This window comes from Phormidesmis sp. 146-12 (assembly GCF_052939495.1).
Genome location: NZ_JBJPHS010000020.1, coordinates 3234 through 18295, shown reverse-complemented (window position 1 = coordinate 18295; position 15062 = coordinate 3234). Strand labels below are relative to the sequence as shown.

Annotated in this window: 12 protein-coding genes and 1 riboswitch; of the genes, 5 read left to right on the top strand and 7 right to left on the bottom strand. The window is 50.4% G+C overall.

The genetic code is table 11. From position 1 onward, the window contains the following. Positions 1-2 precede the first annotated feature (2 nt). The 3 genes from ACKFKF_RS11320 to ACKFKF_RS11310 all read right to left on the bottom strand — a co-directional run bounded on the left by ACKFKF_RS11320 (position 3) and on the right by ACKFKF_RS11310 (position 2325). On the bottom strand, positions 3-569 hold the full coding sequence (locus ACKFKF_RS11320; RefSeq protein WP_446867806.1) for a fasciclin domain-containing protein: 567 nt from the start codon (positions 567-569) through the stop codon (positions 3-5). A gap of 303 nt (positions 570-872) precedes the next feature. Next, the gene (locus ACKFKF_RS11315; protein WP_446867805.1) at positions 873-1724 is read right to left on the bottom strand and encodes an anti-sigma factor domain-containing protein; all 852 of its coding nucleotides are present in this window, start codon (positions 1722-1724) and stop codon (positions 873-875) included. A 25-nt stretch (positions 1725-1749) separates the two neighbouring features. After that, a complete protein-coding gene (locus ACKFKF_RS11310) occupies positions 1750-2325 on the bottom strand; it encodes a sigma-70 family RNA polymerase sigma factor (RefSeq protein WP_446867804.1) in 576 nt (191 codons plus the stop codon). A gap of 426 nt (positions 2326-2751) precedes the next feature. Between ACKFKF_RS11310 and ACKFKF_RS11305 the strand changes: the two genes are divergently transcribed. Then, entirely contained in the window at positions 2752-5955 is a 3204-nt protein-coding gene (locus tag ACKFKF_RS11305) for an MFS transporter (RefSeq protein ID WP_446867803.1), read from the top strand. Between the two features lie 645 nt (positions 5956-6600). On the opposite strand, the gene ACKFKF_RS11300 is transcribed toward ACKFKF_RS11305, so the two are convergent. From ACKFKF_RS11300 to cbiE, 4 genes are all read right to left on the bottom strand, one after another. Next, positions 6601-6729, bottom strand: coding sequence for a hypothetical protein (locus ACKFKF_RS11300; protein WP_446867802.1), 129 nt, complete (start codon positions 6727-6729; stop codon positions 6601-6603). 420 nt (positions 6730-7149) lie between these two features. Continuing rightward, positions 7150-7527, bottom strand: coding sequence for a hypothetical protein (locus ACKFKF_RS11295; protein WP_446867801.1), 378 nt, complete (start codon positions 7525-7527; stop codon positions 7150-7152). A 63-nt stretch (positions 7528-7590) separates the two neighbouring features. Next, complete coding sequence (gene cbiD / locus ACKFKF_RS11290) at positions 7591-8640, bottom strand: cobalt-precorrin-5B (C(1))-methyltransferase CbiD (RefSeq protein WP_446867800.1); 1050 nt, start codon at positions 8638-8640, stop codon at positions 7591-7593. 80 nt (positions 8641-8720) lie between these two features. After that, positions 8721-9938 carry a precorrin-6y C5,15-methyltransferase (decarboxylating) subunit CbiE gene (cbiE, locus tag ACKFKF_RS11285; protein ID WP_446867799.1) on the bottom strand — a complete coding sequence of 406 codons (1218 nt, stop codon included), beginning with the start codon at positions 9936-9938 and terminating at the stop codon, positions 8721-8723. 61 nt (positions 9939-9999) lie between these two features. After that, a riboswitch (adenosylcobalamin-variant (AdoCbl-variant) riboswitch) is annotated at positions 10000-10090 on the top strand. Between the two features lie 56 nt (positions 10091-10146). On the opposite strand from cbiE, the gene cobG reads away from it, so the two are divergent. The 4 genes from cobG to cobJ are packed head-to-tail and all read left to right on the top strand — an operon-like array spanning position 10147 to position 14632. Then, positions 10147-11571: a precorrin-3B synthase gene (gene cobG, locus ACKFKF_RS11280; RefSeq protein WP_446867798.1), complete on the top strand. Its 1425-nt coding sequence runs from the start codon at positions 10147-10149 to the stop codon at positions 11569-11571. Positions 11572-11592: 21 nt separating this feature from the next. After that, positions 11593-12222 carry a precorrin-8X methylmutase gene (locus tag ACKFKF_RS11275; RefSeq protein ID WP_446867797.1) on the top strand — a complete coding sequence of 210 codons (630 nt, stop codon included), beginning with the start codon at positions 11593-11595 and terminating at the stop codon, positions 12220-12222. Beyond that, the gene (locus ACKFKF_RS11270; protein WP_446867796.1) at positions 12219-12926 is read left to right on the top strand and encodes a precorrin-2 C(20)-methyltransferase; all 708 of its coding nucleotides are present in this window, start codon (positions 12219-12221) and stop codon (positions 12924-12926) included. Before ACKFKF_RS11275 ends, ACKFKF_RS11270 begins: the two co-directional genes overlap by 4 nt. Further along, complete coding sequence (gene cobJ, locus ACKFKF_RS11265; RefSeq protein WP_446867795.1) at positions 12923-14632, top strand: precorrin-3B C(17)-methyltransferase; 1710 nt, start codon at positions 12923-12925, stop codon at positions 14630-14632. Before ACKFKF_RS11270 ends, cobJ begins: the two co-directional genes overlap by 4 nt. The last annotated feature ends 430 nt before the right edge of the window (positions 14633-15062 follow it).

Here is a 15062-nt window from a genome sequence, read left to right as displayed (position 1 = left end):
AACTATAGACCAGGCGGTAGAAGCACGCGATCGATGACATGAACCACGCCATTCTTCGCATCAATATCAGCTTTCACAACATTGGCATTGTTGACTCTGACACTGCTATGCCGCACCTGGACTGCAACAGGACTGCCTTCCACCGTTGCCACTCGACCTGAGCGCAAATTCCTCGCCATCAGATCGCCCGAAACGACGTGGTAAGTCAACACCTTCCGCAACAAATCGCGATTTTCTGGCTGAAGTAGCTTCTCCAGGGTGCCTTTTGGCAAAGCGGCAAACGCTTCATTGGTGGGTGCAAAGACCGTGAACGGGCCGTTACCAGAGAGCGTTTCAGCGAGTCCCGCTGCTTGCACTGCCGTCACGAGTGTTGAAAAAGAAGGATTACCCGCTGCAATCTCAACGATCGTCCCTGCTCGATTGGGTTGTGTCGCTACGGGAGTCGTTGCCGTTTTCTTGCCCGCCGCGTTGGAACAAGTATTGGCCTCGGCTGCCGTGCCCACAATCACAGAGAGTAAAACCATCACGCCGATCGTGCAAACCGATTTAGACAAAAAAGTGAGTTTCATGGCAGTAAAAATCTCCAAAAGGGTAGGTAAGTTGAGAGAGGACGTGGTTCGACAAAAGCTCAAGTTTGGTTCTGGATGAGCATACGAAGCGAAATTGCGATCGGATGACTCTTTTTTCGAGCGTGGTCAACCTAGTAGTAGAAATTAGATGCCCCAGAGGAACAACGCTTCTGTTTGCCTCTTGATAGGGATACGAAGTGAGATTGCGATCGGATGACTACTTTTTTCGAGCATGACAAATTCAGCTCTAGAAATCAGATTCCAAAGCCGTAAAACCTGAATTATGGAAAGGTTTAATGCTGCTTAAGTAGAGCTTCGCATCACTAATGGGCCGGCCGAGGTAATTGGATCGGTCGGAGCATCCAGCGTGATCAGCAGCTTGAAAGGGTTCTTGGTACAGGCAACATTTGGGGCCGCCCACTGTGCCGTACCGCTGTCATCTTGGCGAAACTGTCCGCAGTACATCGGAGCGGCTGAAGGCTTGGCAACCGCCCAAAGCCGATAGATCTGATCGTTTGGTAACTTGGGTAGGTCTTGAGCGACGAGCGTAACACTAACATCGCCCGGTGTCGCCAACAGTCGAGCCGTTGCAGGAGGGCTGTTTTTGGGGTTTGGCGTTGCGCTGACCAAAGAATACACCTGAGTATTCGGTTCACTGAGACGCGCGATCGTAGACTGATTGGCTTGAAGTTCATTCCGAAGACGGTTTAGCTCAGTATTTGTGGCTTCAAGCTGTTGCTGAAGGGCGATCGTCTGCTGAGACTGTCGATCAAGCTGAATTTGGTGCAAACCGAGCGCTGTGACTGCGACGGCTGCAATACTAGTGCTGATTGCGGGTATCCACCGTTTCCAACTGCGGCGACGAGGTGAGGCGACGGACACCACGTTGGAATGGGAAGATTCTGGACTTGTGCCCACGATCGATTGACTTGCGGCGCTGATAATTTTGTCTTTGAGGCTGGCAGAGGGTTCTGCGATCGGCATACCGTAGGGAAGCAAAGAAAACGCCTCTCCAAATGATGCGATCTCCTCACAGAGATCTGGCGCTTCGGCTAATGCCTGATTTAGGCGAGCAACTTCTTCAGGACTCAAATCGTCAAGAATATAGCCTGCCACTAAATCAGTCTGGTTGGAGTCATCGGTAGGGCGAGTCATGGCAATCAGAGTGGGATATGAACGATTAAACGAGGTGGTCGAGTGCAGCGCGAAGCTTTTTGAGTGCCTGACGAGTGCGCGATTTGACCGTACCAAGCGGAATGCCGTCTCGCTTTGCAATCTCTGACTGGCTTAGTCCGTGATAATAAGCTGCTTCTAGCAGTTCTCTGTCGGCGGGTGAGAGCTGTTTGAGCGCTTCATGTACCAGGTTAGACCGTTCTTGCACTGTAACAAACTCTAGAGGCGGGTTATAGTCTAATACGCACTCTGAGAAGGTTTGGATTCGCTGAAGTTTTTGTTGGATAGATTTGCGCGATCGCACTCGATCCAGAGATCTCGATCGGGCCATCATGATCAGAAAGCCACTGAGCGACCCTCTAGTTGGCTGATAGATTTCACTGCACTGCCAGAGGCGAAGAAACGTTTCTTGAGTCACTTCTTCGGCTTCTTCGACGTTATTGAGGATCTGAACTGCCGTGCTGTAGACAAGTCTGCCATAGCGATCGTACAGGAAATCCAGGGCTTTGACCTGCTGTGCTTGAATCGCCAAAAAAAGCGCTAAGTCTGTTGATTGCTCATTGATGACAGGCATCGAATCCATAGATCTGAGTCAACTTAAATGGGAAAAAACGGAGAAGCAACACCACAGTCTAGCGGCTGAGAGCGTGAAAACGACGAAATGGTTTGGGCTACGCTGCCATCCTGATTGCAGACTTGCTTAGCGATGAACTTGTCCATCCCGTCTGATTAATGCATGAGGTCTAGCAGACTTTTCAGCCGTTCTTTGAAGCTCAAAAAACCCTTAGAAAATATTTGAGTTAGCCTCCTTCTTATGACGCAGTGCCTGAGTCTAAAATCTTGAAATTCAAGCCAAATCATCCTTTCGACGGTTATTGCTTCAGACTTGCGAAGGATGTTGTCTACCTATCGGCTCGACGATTCTATCTCTAAGCGTTGTTCAAAATACAGAGTCCTGCTGGCGCGATCGTTCTGATTGCGTGGGTTTGGCAATGACGAGGAAATTTCTATGTTTCAACTTTCAAAAATTACTTGGGAACTCAGTCATGCATGGCTGATACAGGTTCCCGTCGATCCAACAGTGACTTCTCCTGGGCAGACAGTCTTGGGATCAGAGCCAAGATTTATTGTCGCCATCATTGCAGGAGTCTTACTAGCATTCGCATTCCAAATCTTATTAACGAATCTCTCAGTTGCAGCAGGTATTACCTATCTGGGTCGATCGTCTGATGATGATGACCATCACGATCATGAGTCAGGAAGTGCTGGTGGCACGATTCGTAAAATTGGATTTGCAGTCGGTATCTGGACGTTGATCACGGTGACGATCGCGCTCTTTGTCGCGTGTCTTTTAGCGGTCAAACTCAGTCTGGTGCCGAGTGCTGGCTTGGGTGCGATTCTCGGTGTTGTCATTTGGGGCGCTTACTTTACGCTGCTGGTGTGGGTGAGTTCTTCGACGGTGGGATCGCTGATCGGCTCGGTTGTCAACACGGCGACCTCTGGCTTTCAGTCGATCGTCGGAACGGCCACGGCAGCGATCGGAGCCAAAGCGGTTAATAATCAAGTCGTTTCTACCGCAGAAGCGGCGGCGGCAGCGATTCGGCGAGAGTTGGGATCGGGTCTTGACCCCATGAGTTTGCGCGAATCGGTCGAAGAATATCTAGAAAAACTGCGTCCGCCTCAGTTGGATATGAGCAACATTCGCGGACAGTTTGAGAAGCTGGTCAACGATCCAGAATTGCAGTCGATCGTCGGCGGTGGGTCGTCTACAGAAGTGTTGGATCGGCTGCGGCACATCGATCGCAATACCTTTGTGAATCTGGTGAGCAGCCGCACGGATCTGTCTAAAAAAGATGCGAAAGGCTTGATCGATCAGTTGGAATCGGTTTGGCATCAGACGCTCGATCGCTATCAACAGCGCAAAGATCCGACGGCTGAATTGATGGAGTATCTGAAGACCGTCCAGCCGGGTGCTGTGAATTCAGATGAGTTAAACCGCAGACTCGATCAACTGACCGAGGAAGTTCGTCGTCAAGGACAAATGCTGCAATCGACCCAGGGCGCTCAAATGAATGCCATGTCGAACGCAATGTCTACGATTGGTCAGATGGGACAACAGCCACAAAAGGAACAGGGATTAGTCGATCGCGCGATGCAGTTTGGCTTCTCGACGCTGATGGGCACGGTCATGGGACGCACCGACCTATCTGATCTGGATGTCGAAAAGATTTTGGGACAGCTTAGAACCGCCAAGGATAAGGTTGCTGGGGGTGCCAAACAGATCGCAGGGCAAGTGGCAGACAAAGCCCCTGGATTCAATCCGATTCAGGCAGATGTCGAAAATTATTTGCTCAACACTTACTCCTGGCATCTCAATCGCGCCACTTTAGAAACTGAGTTTCGCGACGTTCTCTTTGACCCGGAAGCCGACCCTGGAGCCGTGCGCCGTCAATTAGAGCAACTCAACCGCAGTGACTTTGTAAACCTGCTGACTCAACGGGGCGATCTGTCTCCTGCACGAGTTGCCGAAATTGCCGACCAGTTAGAAACGATTCGAGCTACCACACTCAGTTCTGTTCACGCTGCTGAAGGTCAAGAACAGTCTCAAGATGTGCGGAGCCGAGTCGAGAACTATTTGCGCTCCACCCACAAGAGCGAGCTAAACCCCGAAGGCATTCAGCGCGATTTGTCTCTGCTGTTGGATGACCCCGAAGCGGGATACGATGCGCTCAAAGGTCGGCTGAGTCAATTCGATCGAGACACCCTGGTGCAAATTTTGGCCCAACGTCCCGATATGACCCAAGAGGAAGCCGATCGGGTGGTCAGTCAGTTTGAGAATACGCGAGACAAAGTTCTTGGAAGCGCTCAAGCGGCTCAAGATCGCGTCAAATCTGAAGCAGAAGCTCTACGGGTGCGGGTCGAATCTTACCTCCGCAACACCCACAAATCAGAACTCAGCCCCGATGGGATCAAGCGCGATTTTCGTCTGCTGTTGGATGATCCGCAAGCGGGCACGTCTGCACTGCGAGGTCGGTTGAGTCAGTTCGATCGAGACACTTTGGTTCAACTGTTGGCCCAGCGCCCAGATATGACCCCCGAAGAAGCCGATCGCATTGTCAGCCAATTAGAAGATGTCCGCAACACGGTGCTTCATGCACCTCAGATCGCTGCTGGTAAAGCCAAAGAGCAAGTTGATCAGGTGACCACTGCGATCGCGGATTATCTGCGTCGTACCAATGTGCAAGCCCTTGATCCCGATGGCATTCAGCGCGACCTCACAACTCTCTTGCATGATCCCAAAGCGGGAAGCTACGCCCTCAGATCCAGATTGTCTCATCTCGATCGCGATGCTTTGGTCAAACTTCTCAGCCAGAGACAGGATCTTTCTGAGGAGCAGGTTAACCAAACGATCGACCAGGTGCAAGCCTCGATTCGCAAAATTGCTCGATCGCCGCGGAGATTGGCTTCTCGCACTCAGCAACGAGTTCAGGACTTCCAATCCACGATCGAAGGCTACCTGATCAACACTGACAAAGAAGAACTCAACCCCGAAGGCATCAAGCGCGACCTGCAACTGTTGCTGAGAGATCCGCGCGCTGGATTGGGAAGTCTGGGCGATCGCCTTTCTCATGTAGACCGCAGTACGATCGTCGCGCTGTTGGCTCAACGTCAGGATATGACCGAAGAAGAAGCCAATCGCGTGGTCGATCAAGTGCTTTCGGTGCGAGAACAGTTTGTTGCCCAGGTGCAGCAGATTCAAGATCGGATTCAGTCTGTGATCGACGGCATCTTTGCCAAAATTCGCGATTATCTGAATTCGCTCGATCGCCCCGAACTCAACTACGAAGGCATTCGTACCGATGTGCGGACTTTGTTTAATGATCCCCAGGCGGGCTTTGATGCGTTGAGAGATCGGCTTTCTCACTTCGATCGAGACACTTTAGTTGCCGTCCTCAGTTCTCGTGAAGACATCTCTGAAGCACAAGCCAACAAAGTGATTGATCAAATCGAAGGCGCACGCAGCAATGTTCTCAGACGAGCGGAGCGCATTCAAGAAGAAGCCCAACGCCGTCTAGAAGCGGTCAAGCGCCAAGCGAAAAAGCAAGCGGAAGAAACCCGAAAAGCGGCTGAAACGGCTGCCTGGTGGCTCTTTGGAACTGCGATCGTGTCCGTTGCCGCCTCAGCCATCGCAGGCGCAATAGCAGTCCGCTAAATTTGGCTCACGGTTAACCTCACAACAAGGCCTCCTCTCACAGGGGGCTTTTTTTGGGCCTAAATTCGACCCAATCTTTCGCCGTGTTGATCATCCGGGCGGCTCCCTAAATTTCACAGCAGCGACACCAAATCAACGGTTCCTTGCTACAGATCCTCGCCCCAATCCTCCATTCTGGGGACTTTGACTAAGTTTGACTGATCAATTGGTGGCAGCTTATTTTCAACTTGGTATAAGGAACTTTGCAACAGAAACCTTGACCGGGGTGACAGGGAGGTTGGAGGCGTTGCCCGGCTTTCCCTTTGGCTAGAATGAGTCAACCCTACCCCACAAATCTACCGTGTACACACAAGTCGTTGTCGCTTCGTTTCAGGCGGCTTCAGCCCCCTAAATCCCCCAGACTGGGGGACTTTGACAAAGGAAAGATTTCCAAAGTTCAAAGCCAGGACGACGGCTCAAAGTCCCCCATTTTTGGGGGATTTAGGGGGCGAAGGATCTCAGCAATGACAGATCGATCGACGTGTGTGCACACGGCAGACCCCACAAGTGGGGGATTTAGGTTGCTCTCCCAGATCTGTAGCCCTCAAAGATCAATTTGGTGTAAGGGCTAAGGATCGTGGATTAAATAACTCCGAAATTTCACCCTCACCCTTGTCCGCTTTCCGCTTGCTGATTTTGCAGGTCAGCAAAAATGGCTTTCAAATCATGATTGAACGAACGAGAGTACTCCTCACGAATTCTGTGAATCTCTTCGACAATCTCATCGTGAAACATAATCAATCTCCAAGCAGTTCATAGGGTGTACAAAGAATCGGTAACTCGTAGCCAAAATCTAAGCTGATCTCTGCTAACTTTCTTTGCATTTGAGCATTAGCAATGTGCTTGCAGTTCCATGTCAGCAAGTAATTCAGGTTTTTGCCAGATCAGTGAGTAGCGCCAGAACAGAGGCCCAACTTTTGATTGAAGTGACTCGATCGTTCTGATTCAGGTTTCTTAATTTTGCCAGTTTTGAGCGACCATTCACCCAGCTTTATACCAAATCCACTAGTTACTGATACAGATCCTCGCCCCCTAAATCCCCCATTTTGGGGGACTTTGAAACGGCTTCCCTGATAGGTTCTTTTCAAATCTGAGAGATAGAAATCGGTTAATTAACTGATTTTTTATGAGTATCATTTGTTGGTTGATTTGGTATTAGACAATTTTCTGATTGAGCAGATACATCACAAACCCTTGATGAATTAGATTAAAGAGTGCGATCCAAATCGGGAAACAAGCGATCGTACTTAAGAGACGAATCATACGATGCCAACGTTTTTTGAGGGCGTAATCCTGAAAATGCTGCCAAATCATGATCATCAGATTGAGCGCGATCAGCATTGCTAAAGTAGTCGCTCCTTGAAACCACTGCTTCTCAGTCACCAAGTCGAGTCGGTTAGCCAAGGTGCCGTTAAGGACAAGCGTAGGATTTCTGAGCGGCGACATTTGATAAATAAAGAGCGCGATCGGCACCGTCAACCCTATCAGAGACCCCAAACAGATTGCAGGGTAATATCGCCATTGAGAAGTCATTTGCCCAGATCCTCCACGCTTTTGCTTGGAATGACTCGATCTCTCTAACTCAGGTTCCTGATTTCACCAGTCTTGACCGACGATTTGCCCTTGACGATCGAAGAGAATCGTCTGAACGTTCATCGTCGCATTGGCGTATTTTTTCACGTATGATTCTGATTTTTGACTGACCTTTCTCGCCAGCGTTGTAAAAACTGTGTCTGAAAGCTTCAATTCCATGAGTTTTTTTTGAGCAGCATCGGCCGTTTTGCATTCAAGAACCGCTTGAGCAGCAGCCAGATCACCCCCTACCGAAATTACCGCAGCACTGAGAATTTCAAGTTTTGCGTCGGCTAGATGACTGGATGTATTGAAGATGCCGCCTGCAAGTTTGATCAGCTTACCGTGATAGCCCAATAGTAGAACCGAAGTTGCTTTATGAAGTCCGGCTTCGACTAACAAAGCACCGATCCAGTTACCCGTTTGTACGATCGCTCCCGCATCCAACCCCAAGCGATCGGCTACCTGTAAACCATTACTGCCAATACAAAAAATTAAATCGGAGTGAGATTGCACTTTCTCTCGAAGCGAAACGCGAAATTCTTCTAAATGATCGGCGGCTGAGAATGGTTTTGAGATACCGCTCGTTCCGAGTAGAGATAAACCTTCGAGAATGCCAAATGCTTCATTTGAAGTACGCTGCGCGAGTTGACGACCTTCGGGGAGAATGATGGAAATTGTCAGGGTACGATCGCTCGGAATCAGAGCCAATAGATTCGCATCAAACAACCGTCGCGCATAGCTGTAGATTGCGGGATCTCCTGCGGCCGTTTTGCCCAATCCCTCGCCCGCCTGTAGGATGAGTGGAGGTTGATTGCCCCGTTCTGATAACCTCACCCAGGCCCAAATCGGCGTGTCGCGAGTCAAATCCAAATTGTCGCCCGGATCACTGAGGGTAATCGCGATCGCGCTGACTTCATCCAGTTTGGCGACTTGAGAAATTGGAATTTCAGCCAGGTCGGGCAATAGATCGAGAGAGACGATCGAGGGTGGGTCTGAATTCAATAACTGTAGAAGGGCCGCTTTGGCGGCAGCGACAGCGAAAACGGGAAGGGTGTAACCTGTGCGGGGCATGGGAGATGAGGAGTGAGGAGTGAGGGGTGAGGAGGGAGGAGACGTTGGACTTTAGTCTCTGGTCTTCTGTCTCTGTCTCATCACGGCTTGCGAGCGACCCATTGGGTGATGGGAGAGAGGGATTTCCAACCGAGGAAACGACCGATCGGGGCTGCTCGTTGAATGGAGATGCGGGTGAATTCGCCGCCGACGCGATCGTGCCATTCAAAAAGCTTTTGTTCGCCTTTGAGGGTGACGACGTTGGCGACGAGACGACCGCCCGATCGCAGGGCTGACCAGCAGGTTTCGATCAGTCCTTCTGTGGTTGCGCCACCGCCGATAAAGATGGCATCGGGTTGAGGAAGGTCGGTGAGAATTTTGGGTGCGGTGCCTTCTAAAATCTGTAAATTTGGCGTTCCTAATGCGTTGGCGTTGTCAGCAATGTAGTTTGTGCGGGAGCGTTCGATCGCAATGGCCCGACAGCGGGGGTGACTTCTCATCCATTCGATGGCGATCGAGCCACAGCCAGCCCCAACATCCCATAAAAGCTGGCCAGGTAAGGGGGCGAGGGCTGAAAGGGTGATCGCCCGAACTTCTCGCTTGGTCAATTGTCCGTCGTGGTGGTAAGCGTGATCCGGTAGTCCAGGAATTCGAGAGCGCGGAACGGTTTTAGAATCAGCGACACATTGAATGGCGATCGCGTTCAAGTCGTCTAATTCGGTCTGATTCCAGTCGGAAGCGATGCTTTGAAGGATGCGTTCTCTCGCGCCGCCCAAACGCTCTAAAACGGTGAGAGAACTGTTTCCAAAGCCTTTTTCGGAGAGTAGACGGGCGACGATCGCGGGCGTTTGTTTGCCTTCGCTCAAGACTAGCAGCTTTGCACCGGGATAGAGATACGCATTCAGTAATGCAAGCGGACGACTGCACAGACTCAGCGTTTCAGCTTCAGTCAGCGACCATCCCAGACGAGAACAGGCCAGGCTAAAAGTCGATGGAGCAGGAACGATCGTCATTTCTGCCAGAGGAATTTTGCGCGTCAGCATCACCCCAATGCCGTAGCACATCGGATCGCCACTCGCCAAAACACAGATCGCCTGTCCCCGTCGCTGCATGATTTCTTCTACAGAATGATGAATTGGAGTCGCCCAGACAATCTTCTCCCGTTGATCGCTCTCTGAAATCATCGCCAAATGTCGATCACCCCCTACCAAAATTTCTGCATGATCGACGAGAGAACGAGCGATCGCAGACAATCCAGCCAGCCCGTCTTCGCCAATTCCCACCACAGACAGCCACTTTTTCTCCAAGTCCAAACTCATCGCCATCAATCCGACAAAACGTTAAGGATGCAGGATTCTCGATCCGTTCTCATGCTAAGTTACTGAAGTTTAGGGTTGGGAAAGTTCGGTGAGATTCCGATACTGTGCCGCAACTGTAATGGGCAAGCCCAAGTCAGAATGCCAACTTTAGGAATGTCATCAGGCATGTTGTTTGAGATTCTCTGCGTCGCACGGAGAAGGAGTTTCAGTGATATCGTCCCAATCTACTGCCTGTCCAGGGTTATTTTATGCCACATCGGCCGCAGATGGCGTTTTGTCACGCTTGCGGATTCCAGGCGGCGTTCTCAATGTTGAGCAGTGTGAAGCGATCGCCAATCTCGCAGATCAGTTTGGTGGCGGCTTTGTGGATGTGACCAATCGAGCGAATGTGCAAATCCGTGAGAGCAAGATTTCGCCAGAGGCATTGACGCAGTTACAAACCATTGGACTGGCTTCTCCGATCGCCGAAGTGGATGCCCTTCGCAACATTATGAGCAGTCCGACTGCGGGCAGCGATCGACAGGCAGCGATCGACGTACGTCCTTTAGTTTCTGAATGGAATCAAACCATTATTGCTCATCCAGAATTTGCGATTTTGTCGGCTAAATTTAGCGTTTGTTTTGACGGTGGTGAAGCGGTTTCGGTGCGCGATCGACCCAACGATATTGCCTTTTCTGCGGTTAAAAATCAGTTTCATCTCGCCCTCAGTTTGGGAGACCGGGGAACCTCACCGCTAGATGTGGGTGTAGCAATTCAACCTGATCAAGTTCTGCCAACTTTACTGGCGCTGACTGAAGTCTATTGCGATCTAACCCCTCTAATTAATCGCCGTAAGCCTCGATTGAGAGACGTTCTACATGAGTTTGGGGTTGAATCTTACTTACAAAAAGTAGAACAGCGCTTGCCGTTTAAGTTTCAGGATTGTGAGGCGAAATTAAAGAAATCTTCCCCTTCCTATCAGCATTTAGGAATTCACGCTCAACGTCAACCAGGACTATTTTATGTCGGACTTGTGCTGCCTCTGGGACGATTAGAAGCAGTTCAATTAAAAGGATTAGCTAACCTATCGAAGCAATTTGGATCAGGTGGACTGCGCTTAACGCCCTGGCAAAATGTGCTGATTCTAGGAATCCGAGAGCAATCGCTTCCCCAACTCCAGCAAGGGATAAAAGCGTTGGGACTGGACTGGTCAGAAAGAAGTTTTTGGGGCGCGATCGTCGCCTGTTCGGGTAAGGCTGGCTGCGTGTCTTCGGCGACAGAAACTAAGCAAGATGCGATCGCGTTAGTTGAAGATTTGCAAGGAAAAGTTACGCTCGATCGACCGATTAATTTACACTTTAGCGGTTGCAAAAAATCCTGTGCCCAACATACTCAAAGTGACATTACGTTACTAGGAATAGAAACCGACGATAACGCTGCCGTTTATGATATTTACATTCGAGACAACGCTGAAGATCATACAAAATTCGGTCAAATCCTTTACTCAAACATTCCACCTGAACATCTTTCCCCGCTCATTGAGAACATGTTAAAAACCTACCAATTAAAACGCGAAAATTCAGATTCCTTTCGAGAATTCACTCAGCGCTACACCCTTCCACAACTTCAACACTTCTTTAACCAACCTCTTTAACCAACTTCCCTCCTCCCTTTTATGACCGACTACATCCGAGACGGCAACGAAATTTATCGAAACTCTTTTGCCATGATTCGATCGGAAGCCAATTTAGCCAATTTGCCCCCTGATTTTGAGACGATCGCCGTTCGATTGATCCACGCTTGCGGCATGACCGACTTGGTAGAAGATTTAGCCTACTCTGCCGACGCAGTACAAGCTGGACGATCTGCCCTTCAAGCAGGAGCCTCCATTCTCTGTGATGCCCGCATGGTCGCTGAAGGCGTGACACGACGCAGACTTCCCGCTAACAATTCCATAATTTGCACACTCAACGATCCACAAGTGCCAATGCTGGCGCAAAAAGTCAACAACACGCGCTCGGCGGCCGCTTTAGAACTCTGGCGATCGCAACTGGAAGGCTCAGTCGTGGCGATCGGGAATGCTCCTACTGCACTTTTTCGATTACTAGAGATGTTAGACGAAGGAGTGCCAAAACCCGCTTTGATTCTAGGCTTTCCCGTCGGATTTGTGGGAGCAGCCGAGTCAAAAGCAGCCCTGGCGGCCCATAGTCGAGGCGTTCCTTTTATCACCCTTTTGGGACGACGAGGCGGAAGTGCAATGGCAGCCGCAGCCGTGAATGCGTTGGCAATGGAGGCAGAAGTATGACGAACTCAAAAGGACGGCTTTATGGCATTGGCGTGGGGCCCGGCGATCCAGAATTGCTGACGCTCAAGGCCTATCGCTTGCTGAAATCAGCTTCCGTCGTAGCGTACCAATCCGCAGATAATCACGCCAGTGTTGCTCGATCGATTGTCGCAGGCTATCTCAACGATCTCCAGATCGAAGTACCGTTTCACTTTCCCCGCGCCCTCGACCCCTATGAGGCAAAACCGCTCTATGACCAGGCTGTGAGACCGATCGCCGATCATTTAGCCGCAGGTCACGATGTCGTTGTTTTGTGTGAAGGCGATCCGCTATTCTATGGATCATTCATGTATCTGTTCACACGCTTTGCTCACTTGTATGAAACGGAAGTAGTTCCCGGTGTGTCTTCTCCGATGGCTTGTGCGTCTGCGATCGGGATTCCCCTCAGTTATCGCAATGATATTTTTAGCGTGTTGCCTGCCACTTTATCGAGTGACGTGTTAGCAGCTCAGTTAGTGAATGCTGATGCGGCCGCTATCATTAAATTGAGCAGACATTTTGCTAAAGTTCGGGATGTTTTGAAAAGAGTAGGATTGATGTCCAGAGCGCGTTACATCGAACGAGCCACAATGGCCGAACAGCGGATTGTCGCCCTGGATGAAGTGGATGCCGATCGCGTGCCTTATTTCTCAATGATTCTTGTGCCGAGTACCGTTCAGCTATGACAAAAAGCAGCGTAGCCGTGGTGATTTTGGGTCAGCAAAGTGTCCCGGTTGCCCGAAAATTAATGACGGCGTTACCGGGAGCCAAACTCTACGGATTAGTGGGACGAACCACAGACGTAGACGTTCACTTTGACCAGTTTGGGGACACTCTACGAGAATTGTTTTGTCAAGGAACGCCGATCGTGGGTCTATGTGCCGCCGGAATTTTGATCAGAACACTGGCTCCCCTACTCTCCGACAAGCGTGCCGAACCGCCCGTATTAGCGATCGCCGAAGATGGCAGTGCAGTCGTTCCCTTATTAGGCGGATTGAATGGTGTGAATGACCTGGCGCGAAAGATTGCAGACGCTCTATCCGTTCGTCCAGCGATTACCACAACGGGAGAAGTTCGGTTTGGTTTAGTGTTAGAAAATCCGCCTTCTGGCTATCGTTTATCGAATCCAGAACACGCCAAATCTTTTATGTCAGATCTATTATCTGGTGCAACCGTCAAGCTAGAAGGAACGGCTCCCTGGCTGAGTCAAAGTGCGTTACCGATCGAGCCTTCTGGAGCATTAACGATTCAAATCACAGAGCAATCTATCTCCAGTTCTCAAAACCATTTAGTCTACCATTCCGCTACGGTTGCCGTCGCTATTTCTGATACTGCAAATATTGAATCAGACGAGTGGATTAAACTCATTCAGCAGCGATTCATCGAGTCCAATCTGGCGATCGAATCCCTTGCCGGAATTTTCTCAGTCACCACCCAAGCCGCCAACCCCTGCCTTCACGCGATCGCCCACTTCTTCAACGTTCCCGCTCGCTTCCTCCCGCTCGCCCAACCAAATCAAATCAGCCTCTCTAAAGCACTCGCCCAGACCACCTCCTCCCTCCTCCCTCCTCCCTCCTCCCTCCTCACTTTAGCGATCGCTCCCTACCCTATCGACGCGACTCAAATCGGACGACCACAAGGCAAATTAGCGATCGTCGGCACAGGCCCAGGCGGCCCAGATTGGATGTCACCTGAAGTCAGAGAAATTCTCCACGCGGCAACCGATTTAGTCGGCTACACCACTTATTTGAATCTAATCGGCTCTCTCGCAGACGGCAAACAACGCCACGACTCTGACAACCGCGAAGAAGAATCCCGCGCACGACTGGCCCTTGATCTGGCCGCAGAAGGGCGATCGGTCGCAGTCATTTCCTCTGGCGATCCCGGTATTTATGCGATGGCGACTGCAATCTTTGAAGTGTTCGATCGCGAAGCAAAACCTGAGTGGAACACGATTGACCTTCGCGTGTCTCCTGGCATTTCAGCGATGCAAGCGGCGGCGGCTTTGATTGGTGCGCCGATCGGACATGATTTTTGCGCCATTTCGCTCTCTGACATTCTCAAACCGTGGTCGATGATTGCCCAACGGATTACCGCTGCTGTGACGGCTGATTTTGTAATTGCATTCTATAATCCGATTTCAAGTCAGCGCACCTGGCAACTTTCGGAAGCGATCGCACGATTGAAGGAGCAGCGATCGCCCGACACGCCCGTCGTTTTGGCACGAAATGTCGGCAGACCTGGACAAGCAGTTAGAGCGATCACTCTCAAAGAATTCACGCCCGATCTCGCCGACATGCGTACTGTCATCCTGATTGGCTCCAGCAAAACGCGCACGATTCAACGCAACAACAACACCTGGGTGTATACGCCTCGCAGATATGATAAATAGAGTTGCGAACGCTAAACGAATCTCTTCACCTGCAAATCCGGGAACGAAGTCAGTGCCTTCAAGAATATGTGAATGCTACCAAATCAATTAGAGGAATTCTGGTTCAAAGTCCCTCACTCGTGGGGGATTTAGGGGGCGTTCTTGGATCTAAAAGCGAAGCGTTCATCGAACTGACGTTAACGTAGATCATCTCCAAAATTTGAGCAAAAAGCTCGATCGTTTCGACTGAAAACTCAATTGTTCGCCCTCACAATGCGATCGTTCCGACTGAAAACTCAATTGTTCGCCCTCACAATGCGATCGTTCCGACTGAAAACTCAAATGATCTCACTCACAATGCGATCGTTCCGACTGAAAACTCAATTGTTCGCCCTTACAATGCGATCGTTCCGACTGAAAACTCAATTGTTCGCCCTTACAATGCGATCGT